This is a genomic window from Aestuariirhabdus sp. LZHN29, from assembly GCF_049985285.1.
Taxonomy (GTDB): Bacteria; Pseudomonadota; Gammaproteobacteria; order Pseudomonadales; family Aestuariirhabdaceae; genus Aestuariirhabdus.
Window position 1 is genome coordinate 1,091,502 of record NZ_JBNIEU010000002.1, and the last position, 15,833, is coordinate 1,107,334.

The following is a 15,833-nucleotide window of genomic DNA, read 5'->3' on the forward strand; positions in this document are numbered from 1 at the left end:
GTCAGGCCTCGTGCAAACGCAAGCGTCGTTCGATCTGCTGTTGGTTCAAGCCTTTGCCAATCATTACGATGCGGCTGTCCCGAGCTTCGCCGGGAGTCCAGGGACGATCGAAATAGCGTTCGAAGCGTTGCCCGACCCCCTGTATCACCTGACGCATCGGTTTGCCGGCCAGCGCGACAAAGCCCTTCACTCGATAGATATTGTGTTCAGAGACAAGGGATTCGAGCTCGCGTAACAGGGCGTCGCTGTTGACCTCACCAAGGCTAAGGCTTATTGAATCAAAATGGTCGTGGGCATGGTGATGCTCGGCCCCCTCGGCGTGGTGATGATCATGATGGGTATGGCGCTGTTCGATGCCATCTTCAGATGCAGATTTCAGTCCGAGGATCAGGGATTGCTCTACCTCCCCGTTGTGAACCGGATGGCATCGAACGGCATCGCGGACCCGGGCTTGCAACTGTTGTTGCAGGGTTTCGAGTTGCGCGGAGTCCATCAGGTCCTGTTTGCTGATCAGAACCAGGTCCGCGGAGTTGAGTTGATCTTCGAGTAGCTCCTGTAAGCTGGGGTCGTGATCAAGGCTCTCATCGGCCAGTCGCTGGGCGTTTACCTGTTCCGGATTATTGGCGATGCGACCATCGGCCAGAGCCGGGCCGTCGACCACCGTAATGACTGCATCCACCGTACAGTGTAGTTTGATTTGTGGCCAATTGAACGCCTGTACCAGGGGTTTGGGCAGGGCAAGGCCGCTGGTTTCGATCAGGATGTGGTCAATCTGGTCGCGACGCGCAACCAGCGCTTCCATCACCGGCAGAAACTCCTCCTCAACGGTGCAGCAGATGCAGCCGTTGGCGAGTTCGTAGATTCCATTTTCCGGGATAGCGCTATTGGAGTTCGGGTTTTCGTCGTCGCATTCGAGCGGACAACTACGCAGTAGTTCGGCGTCTATATCCAACGCGCCAAATTCGTTAACGATCACCGCGATGCGCTTGCCGCTGGCTTGGCGCAGGATATTGGATAGCAGGGTTGTTTTACCGCTGCCAAGGAAACCGGTGACAATCGTTGCAGGGATTTTTTTCAGGTTCATAAAAATCTACTTCTCGTGTGGACGGAATCTGGAAGGAAAGTGATCGTCACGTTTTACCTGTCTGGGGCTGGCAGGTTTAACGCGGGGTCGGTAAAGGTGGGCCTGCTCTTCGCTGTAAAGCCAGGAATCGTCGAACTGACCGGGGTCGAGCACTTTGCCCACAAGGATTAAAGCCGTGCGATTGATCTTCTCGGCGCGCACCTTGTCGACGATGTCGGCCAGGGTGCCCCGGATCAATTGCTGTTCCGGCCAGCTGGTTCGGTAACACACAGCGACCGGGCAATCGACGCCGTAATGGGGGATCAACTCCTCGACAATTTTATGGATACGGGTGATCCCCAGGTGAATCGCCAGGGTCGCACGGTGGCGCGCCAGCTCCGAAAGGGATTCCTGCTCCGGCATGGGGGTTTTCCCCGCGTAGCGGGTCAATATGACGGTTTGGGAAACCCCGGAAAGAGTGAGTTCACTAGCCAGCGCGGCGGCCGAGGCGCTGGTTGAGGTGACGCCCGGGATCACCTCATAAGGTATATCCAGTCCATCAAGGCGGCGAATCTGTTCTCCGATCGCACCGTAAATTGAGGGGTCGCCGGAATGGACTCGTGCTACAGATTCGCCCCGTTGCTGGGCCGCGACGATCAACTCGATAATCTCGTCGAGGTTAAGGGGTGCGGTATCGATAACGGTGGCATCGCAATGGGCATTACCGAGTAGCTCGACGGGTACCAGCGACCCGGCATAAAGTATGACAGGGCAGCTCGCGATCAGGCGCTGCCCTTTAACCGTGATCAACTCGGGGTCGCCAGGGCCCGCACCAATAAAGTAGACGGTCATGGACGGGCCTCCGATGGGAGGGCTGTGTTGGCGTTCAATTTTTTGCGGTATCCACGGGGGGTGTAGACCCAGCGACCGTTGTCCAGCATTCGACTTTCGCTATTACCCACCAATACCAGCGTGAGCATATCGACCCGTTGAGGGTCGAGCTCGGCGAGTGTTGTGAAGCTGACCTTCTCGTCATCACGTCCCAGGTTGCGGGCGATAACGACGGGCGTTGAAGCGGGCCGGTAATCCAGCAGCACCTTTTTTGCGTGCGCCAGTTGCCAGTCCCGTTGGCGCGAAACCGGGTTGTAGAACGCGGTAACAAAATCGCCCTGACCCGCTGCATGTAAACGAGTCTCAATGGTTTCCCAAGGCGTGAGGAGGTCGGATAGGGAGATGGTACAAAAATCATGACCCAGGGGGGCACCGGCCCGAGCTGCGGCCATCTGCACGGCGGATATGCCCGGCACCACCTCAATCTGAATGTGGTTGGCTTGCTCGCTAAACTCACCCTCGAGTAGTTCGAAAACCAGTGTCGCCATGGCATAGATACCGATATCGCCGCTGGAGATCAGGGCTGTGGAGCGCCCTTCAAGGGTGAGTTTTAGTGCCAGCCGTGCGCGCTCGATCTCCTCTCCCAGAGGCAGGTCATGATGTTGCTTGCCATCACCCAAGGGCCCCAGAAGATCGAGGTAGAGGCGGTAGGCGACCCAGTCGTTGCAGGTATCGAGCGCCCGTCGCGCGGCAGGCGCAAGGTAGGCGGGGTCTCCGGGTCCAATCCCCACCAGGTATAGGCTGCAGGGCGGATCCATCGTGCTGTATCTGTCGGGGACGTTACTGTTTAGGGTATCGCTCATTATTCGCTGTCATCTATCCAAAAGGGTGATTGGGTTGCAGTCGGTAGCCGGATTCCGGACTCACATGATCGGAGTATCGGTTATTCGATCAACTGTCGTAACTACGGGCAAGTGCACAGGTTGCACGTTTGTTTTTGTGTTTGCTTATGACCAATTCGGCGGGATTACCGGTCAGCTCATTTACGCGCAGTAACGCGGCGGCCTCGGCTACGCCGTAACAGCCGACTTCGCGAAACACAATGTCGGAGCGCTCGCTCAACTGATCTTCAACGGACCTGAGTTCGGTTGCATCAAAACAGCGCAGGGGCAGGTTATGGTCAGAGCAAAATTGTAGCAGTCCCGCTTCATCGGCTTTTAGATCGATGCTCGCAACCGCCTCAATGTTATCGAGGGAGATCGCGTGTTCCCTGAGAGTCTCCTCAACCAACTCGTTAATCAATCCGGCGGGGCAGCCGCGATCACAGCCGATCCCCAGGCTATAACGGGGGTGCTGGTAATCGTTGGCGGTGGTGCAAACCAGCTGTGCGCCTGTTTGACAGGCGAGCTCGCGGCCCCATTCGTTTGCGCCACCCTCATGACCAGACAGTAGGGGGATGATCCACTGGCCGGCCTCATCCAGTACCAAAACCGGAGGGTCCTCATGTTTTGTGCGGAGCACGGGGGCGAGGGTTCGTACCGCAATGCCGGTGGCGCAGATCAGCAGCAGGCGATCGCCGCGAGTAAAGCGCTGTTGCAAGCTGGAGGTAAAATCTTGCGGTCGATGCAGATGCTCGGCGCCGGGAATAAGAGGCAGGATCCGCTGTGCCAGACGCTCGCCTGGGCCAGTAAGGCTGAGAATGCAGGTTGGCCGGCTCATCGTAAGGGGCGCTCGGGGCGGGTGATCAATAACAGAGAGAAGTAGGGGCCTGTAGTGTCCGCCATATGCCTTAGGTTTTTTTCGATACGTTGGTCTTCGTGGCCAATTCGCTCCAGATAAATACCATCATCGGTGCGCCCAGTGCGCTCAAGCAGATTGATCAGGCGTGGTAGCTGTGGCCCCGCTTTTAAAAGGGCAACACTATGAAAGCTGGCTAGGGCGTCCTCTATCTCCCGATCGGTGGAGCGCGAGCTGAGTACGGCAAGGTTCTCATCAATCAGTGCGAGGGGCGTTCCGCTTGCAGCGCTAGCGGCATTGACCGATGTAATGCCGGGAATCACCTCGCAGCGATGGGTCAATTGCAAGCGACTCTGGAGATAGATAAAGGAGCCAAAAAACAGGGGGTCTCCTTCGCACAGGAACACCGCGTTGTAGCCTTCGCCAAGATGATCCTTAATCTGTTGCGCTGCCCGATCGTATTGCTGGTTAATCAGCTGTCGATCTTTGCTCATATTGAGCACGATCGGGAGTTCCCGCTGTTGAGGATTACGCTCGGGCAGTGCCAGGGCTTCGCGGGCGATGTGACGGCTGAGTGAAAACCCCTGGGGATTTTGAATGTAAATCAGCAGCTCTGCGCTGGCGATGGCGCGTACCGCTCGAAGTGTCAGCAGGTCAGGCGCTCCTGGGCCGACACCCACACCGATGAAAACACCCTTACCGCTAGCCATGGGTGATTACCTCCGGCGGCCGCGAAGGCTTGCGGGCACAGAGCAGGAGCACCGGCGCTTTGGGACGCAGTACCAACTGGCTACCGAGGGTGTCACTGCGAGAGACCTGTAGCTGCGTCCATTCGCACTCGATATTGGTCATGGCCTCGCTAGCGGAAAACGCAAGCAGCGCCGCCCGGCTCTGTTCGGTTACTGCGCTGGCAACCAGACGACCTCCGCTATGAAGTTGTTGCCAGCAGTATGCCAGCAGGGAAAGGAGTTCGCCGTCACTGCCACCGATAAAAACGGCATGGGGTTGGGGTAGCGAATGCAGCGCAGCGGGCGCTGTACCTTCGATGATGCGAAGGTTGGCATCGACACCGAATTGGTCACGATTCTCACGCAAAAAATCGATGCGACCAGGGTGATGCTCCACCGCATAAAGTTGCCCCAGGGGGTTCCATCGCGCCCACTCCACCGCGAGGGCGCCACATCCGGCACCCACATCCCAGCCGATATCCTGGGCGCGCGGTTGCAGCAGGCTCAACGCCGCGAGTCTTACCTCGCGCTTGCTGATCATGCCCTTGCCGGGTGCCTCGCCGGTGGCAAAGCGGCGGTCATCAATGCCAGGAAACTCAGGTTGCACACCACCATCACCGAGGGTTTGCACAATGGTGACATGGAGGGGATTTACCTCAATGGCTGGGGCGTTGAGCAACAGCTCCGCGACACTAAACTGCCGTACCCGTTCCTGCTCGCTCCCCAGTGCTTCACAGACCCAAATCGTTGAACGATCGAGTTTCGCTCTATGAAGTTCGCGAGCGACCGCCTGGGGGTGGCTATGTTGGTCGGTTAACAGTGCCAGCGTGCGGCCGCAGCCTAACTTCGCCCGCAGGCGCTGCAGGGGGCGGCCATGCAAACTCACAACCTGTGCATCCTGCCAACACAACCCGAGGCGGCAGAAGGCAACCTGAATACTGGAGAGGGCCGGCAGAAATCGCAGGTGCTGGCGCGCCAGGATGCGCGACAGGAAACCACCGATACCATAAAAAAGAGGGTCCCCCGAGGCGAGCAGTACCACCCGTTCGTTGCTGTGATGTTCCAGTAGGTCGCGCAGGTCCCCAAGGGGTGTAGGGTATAGCCTGGTGACCGCTTTGAGGTTCAACTTGCTGACCCCGTTCAGGTGGCGGTCTGCGCCAAGGATCAGCTCAGCCTCCTGCAGCGCCTGTCGTGCCGGTTGACTCAGTTCAGCAGGGGTGTCGGCGCAGATACCAATAACGGTCAGTGGTGGGCCGGTCCACTCCAGCGGGTGGCTGGACGGTGCGGGTGATGAGCGCTGCGATGACATCAGTACCGCTCCGCTATTTGGATACGAGCCAGGGCATTGAGTGTTGCTACGGCCAGTGCGCTGCCGCCTCGACGTCCCAGCAGGGTGATGGTACTGACGTCGAGCCACTGCTGTGCATCCCATAGCGCCTGTTTTGACTCTTGCGCGCCGACGAAACCAACCGGCATGGCAATGATCAGCGCGGGTTTAACCTCGCCCTTGGCCAGCATTTCAAGTAGTCGAAACAGTGCCGTTGGCGCGTTGCCAATCACGATAATCGCACCCTCCATTAAGCGGGGCCAGTGCTCCAGGGCAGCCATGGTGCGGGTCTCGCCGAGGGCTTTGGCCCGTTCGCCAATACCATCCAGGTTGAGGAAACAGTGGGTCGGGTTGTCAATATAGCGGCGAGTCAGGCCATGCCGTACCATCTCCACATCGCATAGAATCGGCGCGTCAGCAGCAAGGGCCTGCAGACCCTTTTCGATCGCATTGGGCGATAACCGTAACTGCTCGACTACCCCCGGATCGCCGCAGGTATGGACCAGTCGCATAGCAACCTGCGCCTCGTCGTCAGAATAGGCCGATAGATCCGTCAGCTCCCGAATCTGGCGAAAGGATTCGCGCTCGATGGCGACGGGGTCTTTGAGATAATCGTACATGGCGCTATAGGCTACTCATCTGCTGCAAAGTCGGCTCTCCGGTATGTAGAGAACCGGTGATGGACTCTTAGTGATCGTGGCCATGGTGGTGGCCATGATCGTGGTGATGGTGGTCCTCGTCGGTACCCGCTCCCCGTACGTGGTGATGGTGCCCCTCCTGGGGCAAGCCGACCTTTTGCTCGGAGCCGATGATCTGCACGCGGTATTGGCACATTTGGCAGTTCATGTTTCCCGACCCCTTTTCTGTCTCCTCCATGCGCTCGATAAAGGTTTCCAGTACCAGGGGGTGATCATTGAGATAGGGGGCCTTGACGACATTGATCTCGGGGTGCTGTTGCTGGTATTCATCGGCGACACGATAGATCATTTTCACCAGGCGTCCGGTGAAGAGAAAATAGGGGAAAACGATCACTTGCTTGAATCCGAGGCGATGGCTGCGGGCGAGAGTGTCTTCGACCAGCGGCGTTGTAACGCCACTGTACCCGGTAACCGCCCAGCCAAACCCCATACCCTCTTCGAGAATGCGCGTGATTTTTGAAATATTTGAATTGGCATCGGCATCGGATGCACCACGGCCGATCACAACGAGCAGGGTATCCTGACGCTGGTAGTCGTCGCCGAAGGATTTTTCCGCCTCTTCAATTCGCGCCTGCGCGGCCTGGATCATCTTGGGGTGGACGCCAAGGTCGGTGCCGTAGGTGATCTCAATGCCGTCAAGTTCAGATTGCAGGGTGTTCAGCTCGCTGGGAATATCGTTCTTGGCGTGGCCGGCGGCCATCAGCATTCCGGGGATTGCGGTAATTTTTGTCGCTCCCTGACTACGCAGCACTTCGATGCCGTCGCTGATCAGGGGGCGTGCAAATTCGAGAAATCCCGTTGCGCAGAGGCGCTCGGGATAGCGTTTCTGCAGGTGCCGGGTCAACTGCTGGAACTCTTCTATCGCTTCTACGTCACGGGAACCGTGGCCTACAACGAGTAGGGCGGGTTTTGAATCTTGGGTCATAGAGGGTCACTTGGTTGCTGGCGTTGGCCCACGATTAGTGTCAATACATGGCAACGGCAGGGAGGTGGTTGGTTAATGATCGATGGATATCCTATTTTAACACTTCTGGCGGCACCGGACAGCGAGATCAGCGTTCTCGTCATGGTTGATTTTCATAACCTGATGAGCGAGGTTGCAGGCACCGTTCTGCGCTGCCTTATGACGTCAGTTTTAGCCTGCTAGAGTTGCGAGGTTAGCTCATCGAGCGAGGAAAACTCACGATCGGCCGCGACAAGGGTTGGTCGCTTAAGAAGAATCACCGGTACCTGTAGATGGGTAGCGGCCAGTAGTTTGGTGGCCATTGCTCTTCCACCACTATTTTTGCCAACCAGCAGGTCGGCGTGGTGCAGCCGCAGCATCTGCTCCTCGTGGGCGAGGGAGAAGGGGCCGATCGCCTCTATTTGGTTGAGGCGGGGATGCTCCACCTCGTTATAGATGGCGCCTCGTACCAGCCAGATTTGGTGCTTTGGGATATCCAGGTGCCGTAATGGCATCTGCCCGATTGTGAATACAGGGCGATGATAATGGCCCAGCGTCTCCCGTAACGTACTCCAGTCGTCTATCTCCTGAAAGGGGAGGTCCGGGCTGCTGCTCCATGGTGCACGTTGAAAACGCCAGCAAGGGGTGTTGGTTTGCTGGCACGCGATGACGGCATGTGTGGATATTCGGGCGGCGTAGGGGTGGGTCGCGTCGATCACCAGGGTGATCTCATTCAGGCGCAGCCAGTTTTTCAGGCCCTCGGCTCCCTTGTTGCGGTCGGTGGTTTCGGGGGAGTTGCAGTGGCGGGAGAAGCCGCCGCTGATCACCTCGCAGGGAAGCCTGGGGTAGCGCACCAGGCCAGCGATTGAATAGATCACCTGATGGCCTTTGTTGTGGAGGCTTGTGGCCAGTTTCTTGGCCTCTCCTGTGCCGCCGAGTAGCAGTATTTTCATCTAGCCCGCGCTCCCCAGCAGTTGCCCGCTGCGATCGAAGGCCCATACGTCAATGGGTGTTGTGCAGCGACTGATTCGCTGGGCTTGTTGGCGGGCGTCCTGGCAAATTTTGTCAGCAATCGGCAGTGATTCCCGTTGGCACAATTGCAGTGCGTGCAGGCTACTGTTGGCGGTGAGTATCTGCTGCTGCAAGAGGGCAGAAGCACCGATGGTTGAAGCACGGTGTGCGATGCCGGTAAGGTCAATGGTGCTGTGGCGGCTGTGAAGGTCGAGGTGGCCATCGGCGAGTTTGCTGAGTTTACCAAACCCACCTGCGATAGTGATTCGTTTTAAGGAGGTATGACGTAAATGCTTGAGCGCGGCACCGACAAAATCTCCCATCTCCACCAGCGCTATCTCATCCAGGCCTAACTGCTGCTGGATACCCTGCTCGCTGCTGCTGCCGGTACAGACAGCGATATGGTCGTATCCGTTGCTGGCCGCGACATCCATTCCCTGGTGGATGCTGGCAATATAAGCCGAGCACGAGAAGGGGCGCACGATGCCGGTGGTACCCAGAATGGACAGCCCCCCGACGATGCCAAGCCGAGGATTCATGGTTTTAGTGGCGAGCTTGGCTCCGTTTTCAACTCCGATTTCCACAGCAAAACCGCCACCAAACCCGTGTTTGAGGGCCAGCTGTTCGAGGTGTTCCGAGATCATGCGGCGGGGAACGGGGTTAATCGCGGGCTCGCCTTCGGGCACAGGGAGCCCCGCCCGGGTAACCGTTCCTACCCCTTCGCCTGCGATAAAATGAGTGCCGGGAAGGTCCAGTAGCTGGACGCGACTATAGAGGGTTGCACCGTGGGTGACGTCGGGGTCGTCACCCGCATCTTTGATGGTCGCAACTTCGGCGCGGCCATCGTCGAGAAGGCGTTGACGTATCAGGGGCAGTAGAACTTTTTTCCCTTTTGGGAGCGTGATCTCCAGCTCGGAGTTCAGGGTGTCTCCGAGCAGGATACTGGCCGCTGCCAGCGCAGTAACCGTGGCGCAGGCACCGGTGGTATATCCGTGACGAAGCGGGCGCGCACCTTCGGAGCTTTCTTCCCTCATGATCTCCCTGACCCGCAGACGAATGAACTCGTTGATCCGCCTGCGACTGTGTGGTTTAGGTCATCAGTCTACAGCTTTTATGGCAAGCTGTACCAGAGAACCCATCCCATTTTGCTGCAGGGGCGGGCAAGGAGTGGGGTGCTGGTGGCGGAGGTTTCATGGCTGAATGGCTGAACCTGTAGGCGATGCTCTTTTGCGGCACCGATTACGGGGCCGTCGCGGGATACAGGTTGCTGCATCGGCTTGTCGCTGTTATCGTTTTTCCGGTTTTACTCTTTGCTTTTCGATCTCACCATCACTGCGCTTTAGGTCGCTTCGGTAAACCACTGACCGCGCTTGATCTGGAATACTCCATGCCTGTTTATTGTCCCGCTATATTGATTGCCGCTCCTGCCTCGAATCAGGGCAAAACCACAGTCACTGCCGCGCTGGCGCGTTTGCACTCTAATCAGGGGCGGCGGGTACGGGTATTTAAAGCGGGACCGGATTACCTTGATCCCATGATTCATGAGCAGGCCTCACGCAATCCGGTTGATAGCCTTGATTTGTGGATGGTTGGGCCACAGCGGTGTCGTGAACTGCTGTATGAAGCCGCTCAGGTGAGCGACCTGATTATCATCGAATGTGGAATGGGACTTTATGACGGTACCCCCTCCAGCGCAGATTTAGCGCGGGAATTTGGCGTGCCGGTATTGGCGGTTATAGATGCCCGCTCCATGGCCCAGACCTTTGGCGCCCTGGCCTATGGGCTGGCGAATTATCAGCGAGACCTCCCCTTTGCCGGAGTATTGGCAAACCGGGTCGGTAGTGACAACCATAATCAGATGTTGCAAAGCAGCCTGCCCGAGGGGATGCACTATTTCGGGGGCATTCCGCGGGATGAACGCATGCAGTTGCCATCGCGGCATTTGGGGCTGGTGCAGGCCTCTGAGGTCGCCGAACTGGAGCAGATGCTGGAGCAGGGCGCGGCCGTGCTGGAGGAGGCCGGTATTACCCGCCTGCCGGAAGCGGTCGAATTCTCAGCACCCGAATCGACCTGGAGTATTGATAAGCGCATCGACGGGCTGCGCATAGGATTGGCCTGTGATGCCGCGTTTAGCTTCATCTACCCCCGAAATCGAAGCTGTCTGGAGGTCATGGGGGCAGAGTTGGTGGAGTTTTCCCCCCTGTCTGATGCCGGGGTGCCCGAAGTGGATGCGCTCTGGTTCCCCGGTGGCTATCCCGAATTGCATATCGAAGCCTTGGGGGAAAACAGTTCGATGCTGCGTTCGGTGGCAAACTTTTGTGACAGTGGAAAACCGGTGTTAGCCGAGTGCGGAGGGATGCTCTATTTGACTCGGACCCTTTCGCGGGATGAGGTATCGGCACAGCTGTGTAACGTACTCCCTGCCGACGCGCGGTTGGAAAAACGTTTGCAGGGGTTGGGGTTGCAATATGTCGATTGGCCTGAGGGGCAGCTTCGTGGGCACACGTTCCACCACTCCTCGATGAATGACCATGGGTTATGCCGGTTGAGTCAGGCGGTGCGGCAAAAGAACGGTCAGCCCGGTGAGTGGTTCTATCAGTACAAGGGGTTACGAGCCTCCTACCTGCATCTCTATTTTGAGTCTGCACCAGGTACCATCGCGACATTCTTCTCAACGCCGCATCCGTAAGGGGGCGACGTGACGCTGCGCCGGGCGGTTACCACTCAATCCCGGGCTGGGCCTTTACGCCAGCTCGGAAAGCGTGTTTTTCGTCCTGCACGATGCTAATGGTGTCGGCTATTTCCGCAATTTCCCGCGCCAATGTTCGTCCGGTAATGATCACGCTCATATGACGTGGGCGTTTTTGTAGCGCCTCCACCACCCGCTTTACATCAAGATATTTGTACTTGAACAGGTAGGTGATCTCATCAAAAACAAGGAGTTGGTAACTCTCGTCCTGCAGCATGGTTTCAGCAATAGCCCAGGCTTTTTCAGCCGCCTCGATATCCTGCGCGCGGTTTTGGGTTTCCCAGGTAAATCCGGTACCCATGACATGGAAATCGACCCCGGGGTGCTGGCCAAAAAAAAGTTGCTCGCCGGTTTCGATGCGCCCCTTGATAAACTGAACCACACCACATTTCTGTTTGTGTCCCAGCGCTCTGGCCATGGTTCCAAACGCAGAGCTGCTCTTTCCCTTACCGTTGCCTTTTAGTGCGATCAGAACGCCGCGCTCCTCCTGAGCCTGTTCGATTCGCGCGTCGACGACCTCTTTAAGGCGCGCCATTTTGCGTTGGTGTTTGTCGTCAATGGTATCGCTCATGCTTCGCTCCAGTCGCTGAGTTGTTTAATGTGAAGGTGGCGTGCACCCAGTTGTTGAGCCAGCAGGGCGCCTCTGTTAAGGCGCACGGGGCCCGACTCCGTATCGATCAGGGTGATCGGTATGTGAGCCTTGAGGTCTGCGATCGAATCCAGGCTTTTGCAGTCTGAAATCAGGTAGAGGTGCTGACTCTCACCCGGGCGCTTGCGCGCTTCCCGAGTGAGCAGTTGTAACCCCGTTGTGAGGGCATTGCGCAGTGGCGTGCCGCCGCCGGCGGGCAGGTTACGGAGCAGGGGAAGAATCCTCTTTGGGGGCCGCCCCGGCGGTAATAATGTATGCACCTGCTGGTTACCAAATTGGATGATTGCCGTGCGATGGCGGTGCTGGTAGCTGGCGTTAACCAATCCCTCGACTACACCCAGGGATTGTTGCAGGTTCTGTTGGTGCAAGGTAGAGCCGGAACTGTCGAGTAAAATCAGGTTAAGGGTGGGCTGTCGTGGGCGTCGAGGTTTGTGGATGAGATGTTTTAGCCGTTGCCGGGTTCGATTATCGGGGTGAGAAAGTGTCGCATACCAGTCAACACAGTTGCCCTGTTGAGTATTGCTTCTGGGATCGGGCTGACCGGTCTGTGCTGTACCACGTTGGATTCGGGTACCTGAACGTTGACCGCTATCGGAGATCGACCCGGGTGTGTCTAGTTTTTTTTTTCGGCAACCGGATCCAGCCGTCTGCGGTATCCTGGGTTCAGGGGCCGAGGGGGGATCTCTCCCCAATCACCGTTTCCTTTTCCGGCCGCTGGCCCGTTTGAATCGGCGCCTGTGGCGGGAGGGGAGGTGCTGTCGCTAGCGCCCTGATGTTGGGTATCTGCCGCGGGTGGCGGTGGGGGTGCCTTGTGGTCCGTCTCGTGGCGTTCACGGTGGGTAAGCACCAGTGAGTGGACCGCCTCAATATGTTGTCGCTTAACGCTTGGGTCTCCCTGCCATGCGGCGCAGGCGCGAGCGGCACGATGGAAGGTTATGTCGGCTCGTAGACCGTCGACCCTTGCTTCGGAGCAGCGGCGGGCGATCTCCTGTTGTTGCGATAGGGGTACTTCGATGCCATCAAGGTTGTTTTTTGCCTGATCAATTTTTTGAATCAGCGCATCCTGTCGGGATCGGTATTGCTCTACAAATCCTGCCGGATTGTCGTCGAAGGCGATGCGTTGCCTAACGATTTCCATTCGGGTTTGCGGATCGTAGCTCGCGTCGAGCTTAACATTGAGTCCGAAACGGTCGAGGAGTTGTGGGCGCAGTTCTCCCTCGTCGGGGTTCATGGTGCCGATCAACGTGAAGCGTGCACTGTGTTGATGGGATATGCCGTCGCGTTCTACATGGTTGATTCCAGAGGCTGCGGCATCGAGAAGAAGGTCGACGAGATGATCGGGCAGTAGATTGACTTCATCGACGTAGAGAACCCCTTCATCGGCTTTGCCCAGTAACCCGGGCTGGAATACCACCTGATTATCATTCAGGACCTGTTGCAGGTTGAGCGTCCCTACCAGCTGCTCTTCGCTGGCCCCCAACGGAAGATTAACGAAATGTTCGTCACTGCCCAAAAGGTCGGCGAGGCCCCGGGCGAGGGTGCTCTTAGCGCTTCCTCGCGGGCCGGAGATGAGGACGCCGCCCAGGCGCGGGTCAATCGTGCACAATAACAGCGCCAGCTTTAGTGGCTCCTGTCCGACGATTGCGCTGAACGGGAAGCGGGTGTTCATGCGGGCCCTTGGAGCTGTTCGTCGAGGGGAGCACGGGAGATCAACCCGCAGCAGAGAGCCCCAAGGAGTAGCCAGTAAAGGGCGTTGGTGATCCCTGTCGCCCATATAAATTGCTGGTGAATTGCGGTTAGCGCTTGAACCGCTGCTGGGTCAGGGTGCACAAAGTGAGGACCCTCCATCTGGGGAGCACCCACCAGGTGGGGTAAGAGCAAGGGCAGTAGCCCCAGGGTTTTCCACTTCAGGGGCGCGAGGGCAATGATGGCCAGCGCCACCGCCGTAGAACTGGCACAAAATACCCACCAAACCTGGCGCGCCTCCAGCTCAGCGGCGACCATTCCGGGTATCTCGGGGGGTAAGCCGAGGGAGGGCGCTGCAAAAAAAACCAGAAAGCCCGCCCCACCCCAACTTAATCCGGCTAAAAAGCTAACGCGTTGCCAGCGCCCCGCGATCTGGCCGGTACGAATAGCTGCAATCAGCAGCAGGGCAAACCCAAACGCGGCCATTGTGTTGGATATCAAGGTGAAGAGGTGTCGCTCGAAACCGTCGTCCGGCGCCCAGGCTGCGCCGTGGTGGTCGTGCTGGGCGGTAGCGCTTTGCTGGTTACTGTGGATGCTGACGGGCTCGGCGATTTCGTATTGCTCTGCCTCCAGTATCAGTGGGGTAACCCCCAGCTGCTGTATCAGGGTGAGCAGCAAACCGGCAATAACTGCCGCAGCCAGTGACTGGAAAACAGTCTGGCGGAAAAGATTCATGGATTAATTCTCCGAATCAGTGACAGGGGAAAACGTGGGAGTGGCGGCTGTCATGAGCGGCGTTGTGGGCGGTGGCCATAGGCAGGAAGCCAACCGCATAAAGTACGGTAGAACCCAGTAACAGGGCGCCTAACAGCTGGCGCAGGGCGTGGGTACGCACGGTAGTGCGAGGGACTTCGATGGCGGCGGTTTCGATCTTTGTATGCATAGTGTACTCCGTGCTTGCACCCGAGCAGTCAGTAGGATTAAGAGTAGTCGTGATTGTTGCAGGCCGGTATCCGGGCTTACGAGCGCTATTACGCCTCAATTCTTTCCCGCGTGTGGCAGGAAGTGGGGCGTTGCGCTTGATTACCGTTGCGGGGACAGCCCAGGCTGTATCAATAGCGATATCCTGATTCCCGTTTAACCTGTTAAGGCACCTGTAAGCCGCCTACGGTACTCCAGTCCAGCGGGTTTTTGAAGGGGATAGGTCGATGATATTGAGAATTATTCATGGTTTGCTGAGAAGGATGCCTATTGTCCCTCCCAGCTTGGGTGTGGCTAAAGGGAGAACAGTTTGCTGCGCACGCTGCGCCGGAAATCGCTGGGGGTCATTCGCTCCTGACGTTTAAAGCTGCGGGCAAAGTAGGCATCGTCGTTAAATCCGCAGGCCTCGGAGATGGCATGAATACCCAGATCCGTTTGGCGTAATAACTCTTTGGCAGCTTCAATGCGAAGTCGGAGCAGGTATTGATGGGCACTGAGTCCGGTCGCAGCCCTGAACCTGCGGTTGAAGGTACGTAAGCTCATATCGGCTTGAGCCGCCATCTGTGCACTGTTGAGCACTTTGTGGTGATTGTCCTGTAACCATTGCTGTACGCGAATGATGGCTTCATCGGGGTGGTTGCGTGCATCGCTGAAGGAGTAGTAAATCTGATCGTAGGATTTCCGGATTTCCCGTGAGAACTGCTGTTCTACCCGGGAGGCGATATCCCGGTCGTACAGCATCTCGATGATATGCACCATCAGGTCCGCGACGGAGTTGACGCTACCGGCGCAGTAGATCCGGTTTGCCTCGGTAATAAAGTGATCCCGTTGCAGGTGAACCCTGGGGTAACGATTTTCAAAGCGATCAAAATAGTACCAATGGGTGGTAGCGGGCTGGTTGTCGAGCAAGCCACTCTCGGCCACCAGGCAGACACCGGTGCCGGCGACGCATAGCACGGCTCCTTTTTTATGCAGGGTTTTGAGCCACTGGATCAGGACCTCATTAGCGCGGAGTATAGGAACCGGATTGCGCCATAGGGCGGGCACCAGTACCAGGTCGCAACGGGCAACCTGGTCAATGGTAGTATCGGGCAAAATACGCAATCCGCCGGCCATCTCGATGGCAGAGGTGGTGACGGCCGCGACGTTAATGGCCAGCTCTGTGTGCGGCGTGCGGGACAGGTGACGATAGCTGTCGGCGGCGTGCAGCATCTCCATGGGCAATGAGACGCTGGTCCCGAGCATATGTTCAATGGCGACGACGGTGACCTGTGGCATAGGTAGACTCTGTGAGCTGTTTATCACTAGTGGCCTATAATTACTATAATTTGGCCGATTAGTACAATCGCGATGGCTGGCGCGATATTAAACTACAGGCCAAAACCACTTTTCGTTTATGGCGCTGAGTCCAGCCATGCAACGCTGCACCC

At 57.4% G+C, this 15,833-nt stretch carries 18 protein-coding genes and 1 riboswitch; of the genes, 2 read left to right on the forward strand and 16 right to left on the reverse strand.

The features are described 5' to 3' along the window. Position 1 precedes the first annotated feature (1 nt). The 8 genes from cobW to ACP3PW_RS11865 all read right to left on the reverse strand — a co-directional run bounded on the left by cobW (position 2) and on the right by ACP3PW_RS11865 (position 7,309). On the reverse strand, positions 2–1,084 hold the full coding sequence (gene cobW, locus ACP3PW_RS11830) for a cobalamin biosynthesis protein CobW (RefSeq protein ID WP_426416903.1): 1,083 nt from the start codon (positions 1,082–1,084) through the stop codon (positions 2–4). A 6-nt stretch (positions 1,085–1,090) separates the two neighbouring features. Further along, a complete protein-coding gene (gene cobM, locus ACP3PW_RS11835; protein WP_426416904.1) occupies positions 1,091–1,915 on the reverse strand; it encodes a precorrin-4 C(11)-methyltransferase in 825 nt (274 codons plus the stop codon). Beyond that, positions 1,912–2,712 carry a precorrin-3B C(17)-methyltransferase gene (gene cobJ, locus ACP3PW_RS11840; protein WP_426417042.1) on the reverse strand — a complete coding sequence of 267 codons (801 nt, stop codon included), beginning with the start codon at positions 2,710–2,712 and terminating at the stop codon, positions 1,912–1,914. Before cobJ ends, cobM begins: the two co-directional genes overlap by 4 nt. A gap of 133 nt (positions 2,713–2,845) precedes the next feature. Further along, a complete protein-coding gene (locus ACP3PW_RS11845; RefSeq protein ID WP_426416905.1) occupies positions 2,846–3,613 on the reverse strand; it encodes a cobalt-precorrin 5A hydrolase in 768 nt (255 codons plus the stop codon). Continuing rightward, positions 3,610–4,341, reverse strand: a complete 732-nt coding sequence (gene cobI / locus ACP3PW_RS11850; protein ID WP_426416906.1) for a precorrin-2 C(20)-methyltransferase — start codon at positions 4,339–4,341, stop codon at positions 3,610–3,612. Before cobI ends, ACP3PW_RS11845 begins: the two co-directional genes overlap by 4 nt. Then, complete coding sequence (gene cbiE, locus ACP3PW_RS11855; RefSeq protein ID WP_426416907.1) at positions 4,334–5,668, reverse strand: precorrin-6y C5,15-methyltransferase (decarboxylating) subunit CbiE; 1,335 nt, start codon at positions 5,666–5,668, stop codon at positions 4,334–4,336. The genes cobI and cbiE overlap by 8 nt, the downstream gene beginning before the upstream one ends. Then, a complete protein-coding gene (locus ACP3PW_RS11860; protein ID WP_426416908.1) occupies positions 5,668–6,306 on the reverse strand; it encodes a precorrin-8X methylmutase in 639 nt (212 codons plus the stop codon). The genes cbiE and ACP3PW_RS11860 overlap by 1 nt, the downstream gene beginning before the upstream one ends. Before the next feature lie 67 nt (positions 6,307–6,373). Next, entirely contained in the window at positions 6,374–7,309 is a 936-nt protein-coding gene (locus tag ACP3PW_RS11865) for a sirohydrochlorin chelatase (RefSeq protein WP_426416909.1), read from the reverse strand. A 75-nt stretch (positions 7,310–7,384) separates the two neighbouring features. Between ACP3PW_RS11865 and ACP3PW_RS11870 the strand changes: the two genes are divergently transcribed. Beyond that, positions 7,385–7,531, forward strand: a complete 147-nt coding sequence (locus ACP3PW_RS11870) for a hypothetical protein (protein ID WP_426416910.1) — start codon at positions 7,385–7,387, stop codon at positions 7,529–7,531. Here ACP3PW_RS11870 and ACP3PW_RS11875 read toward each other — a convergent pair. Further along, positions 7,528–8,280, reverse strand: a complete 753-nt coding sequence (locus tag ACP3PW_RS11875; protein WP_426416911.1) for a precorrin-6A/cobalt-precorrin-6A reductase — start codon at positions 8,278–8,280, stop codon at positions 7,528–7,530. The two genes, ACP3PW_RS11870 and ACP3PW_RS11875, sit on opposite strands and share 4 nt — an antisense overlap. Next, the gene (locus tag ACP3PW_RS11880; RefSeq protein ID WP_426416912.1) at positions 8,281–9,372 is read right to left on the reverse strand and encodes a cobalt-precorrin-5B (C(1))-methyltransferase; all 1,092 of its coding nucleotides are present in this window, start codon (positions 9,370–9,372) and stop codon (positions 8,281–8,283) included. A gap of 353 nt (positions 9,373–9,725) precedes the next feature. Here ACP3PW_RS11880 and ACP3PW_RS11885 point away from each other — a divergent pair, with 353 nt between their 5' ends. Then, on the forward strand, positions 9,726–11,027 hold the full coding sequence (locus ACP3PW_RS11885; protein ID WP_426416913.1) for a cobyrinate a,c-diamide synthase: 1,302 nt from the start codon (positions 9,726–9,728) through the stop codon (positions 11,025–11,027). Positions 11,028–11,055: 28 nt separating this feature from the next. On the opposite strand, the gene cobO is transcribed toward ACP3PW_RS11885, so the two are convergent. The 6 genes from cobO to ACP3PW_RS11915 form a co-directional block, all read right to left on the reverse strand. Beyond that, positions 11,056–11,658: a cob(I)yrinic acid a,c-diamide adenosyltransferase gene (gene cobO, locus ACP3PW_RS11890; protein WP_426416914.1), complete on the reverse strand. Its 603-nt coding sequence runs from the start codon at positions 11,656–11,658 to the stop codon at positions 11,056–11,058. Beyond that, positions 11,655–12,428, reverse strand: coding sequence for a vWA domain-containing protein (locus ACP3PW_RS11895; protein WP_426416915.1), 774 nt, complete (start codon positions 12,426–12,428; stop codon positions 11,655–11,657). Before ACP3PW_RS11895 ends, cobO begins: the two co-directional genes overlap by 4 nt. Continuing rightward, positions 12,350–13,405, reverse strand: coding sequence for an ATP-binding protein (locus tag ACP3PW_RS11900; protein WP_426416916.1), 1,056 nt, complete (start codon positions 13,403–13,405; stop codon positions 12,350–12,352). The genes ACP3PW_RS11895 and ACP3PW_RS11900 overlap by 79 nt, the downstream gene beginning before the upstream one ends. Beyond that, a complete protein-coding gene (locus tag ACP3PW_RS11905; protein ID WP_426416917.1) occupies positions 13,402–14,157 on the reverse strand; it encodes a CbtA family protein in 756 nt (251 codons plus the stop codon). The genes ACP3PW_RS11900 and ACP3PW_RS11905 overlap by 4 nt, the downstream gene beginning before the upstream one ends. A 16-nt stretch (positions 14,158–14,173) precedes the next feature. Continuing rightward, positions 14,174–14,365 (reverse strand): CbtB domain-containing protein, encoded by a 192-nt coding sequence (locus ACP3PW_RS11910; RefSeq protein ID WP_426416918.1) that lies wholly within the window; start codon positions 14,363–14,365, stop codon positions 14,174–14,176. Positions 14,366–14,409: 44 nt separating this feature from the next. Beyond that, a riboswitch (cobalamin riboswitch) is annotated at positions 14,410–14,595 on the reverse strand. A 102-nt stretch (positions 14,596–14,697) separates the two neighbouring features. Then, positions 14,698–15,681 carry a GlxA family transcriptional regulator gene (locus ACP3PW_RS11915; protein ID WP_426416919.1) on the reverse strand — a complete coding sequence of 328 codons (984 nt, stop codon included), beginning with the start codon at positions 15,679–15,681 and terminating at the stop codon, positions 14,698–14,700. Positions 15,682–15,833 lie beyond the last annotated feature (152 nt).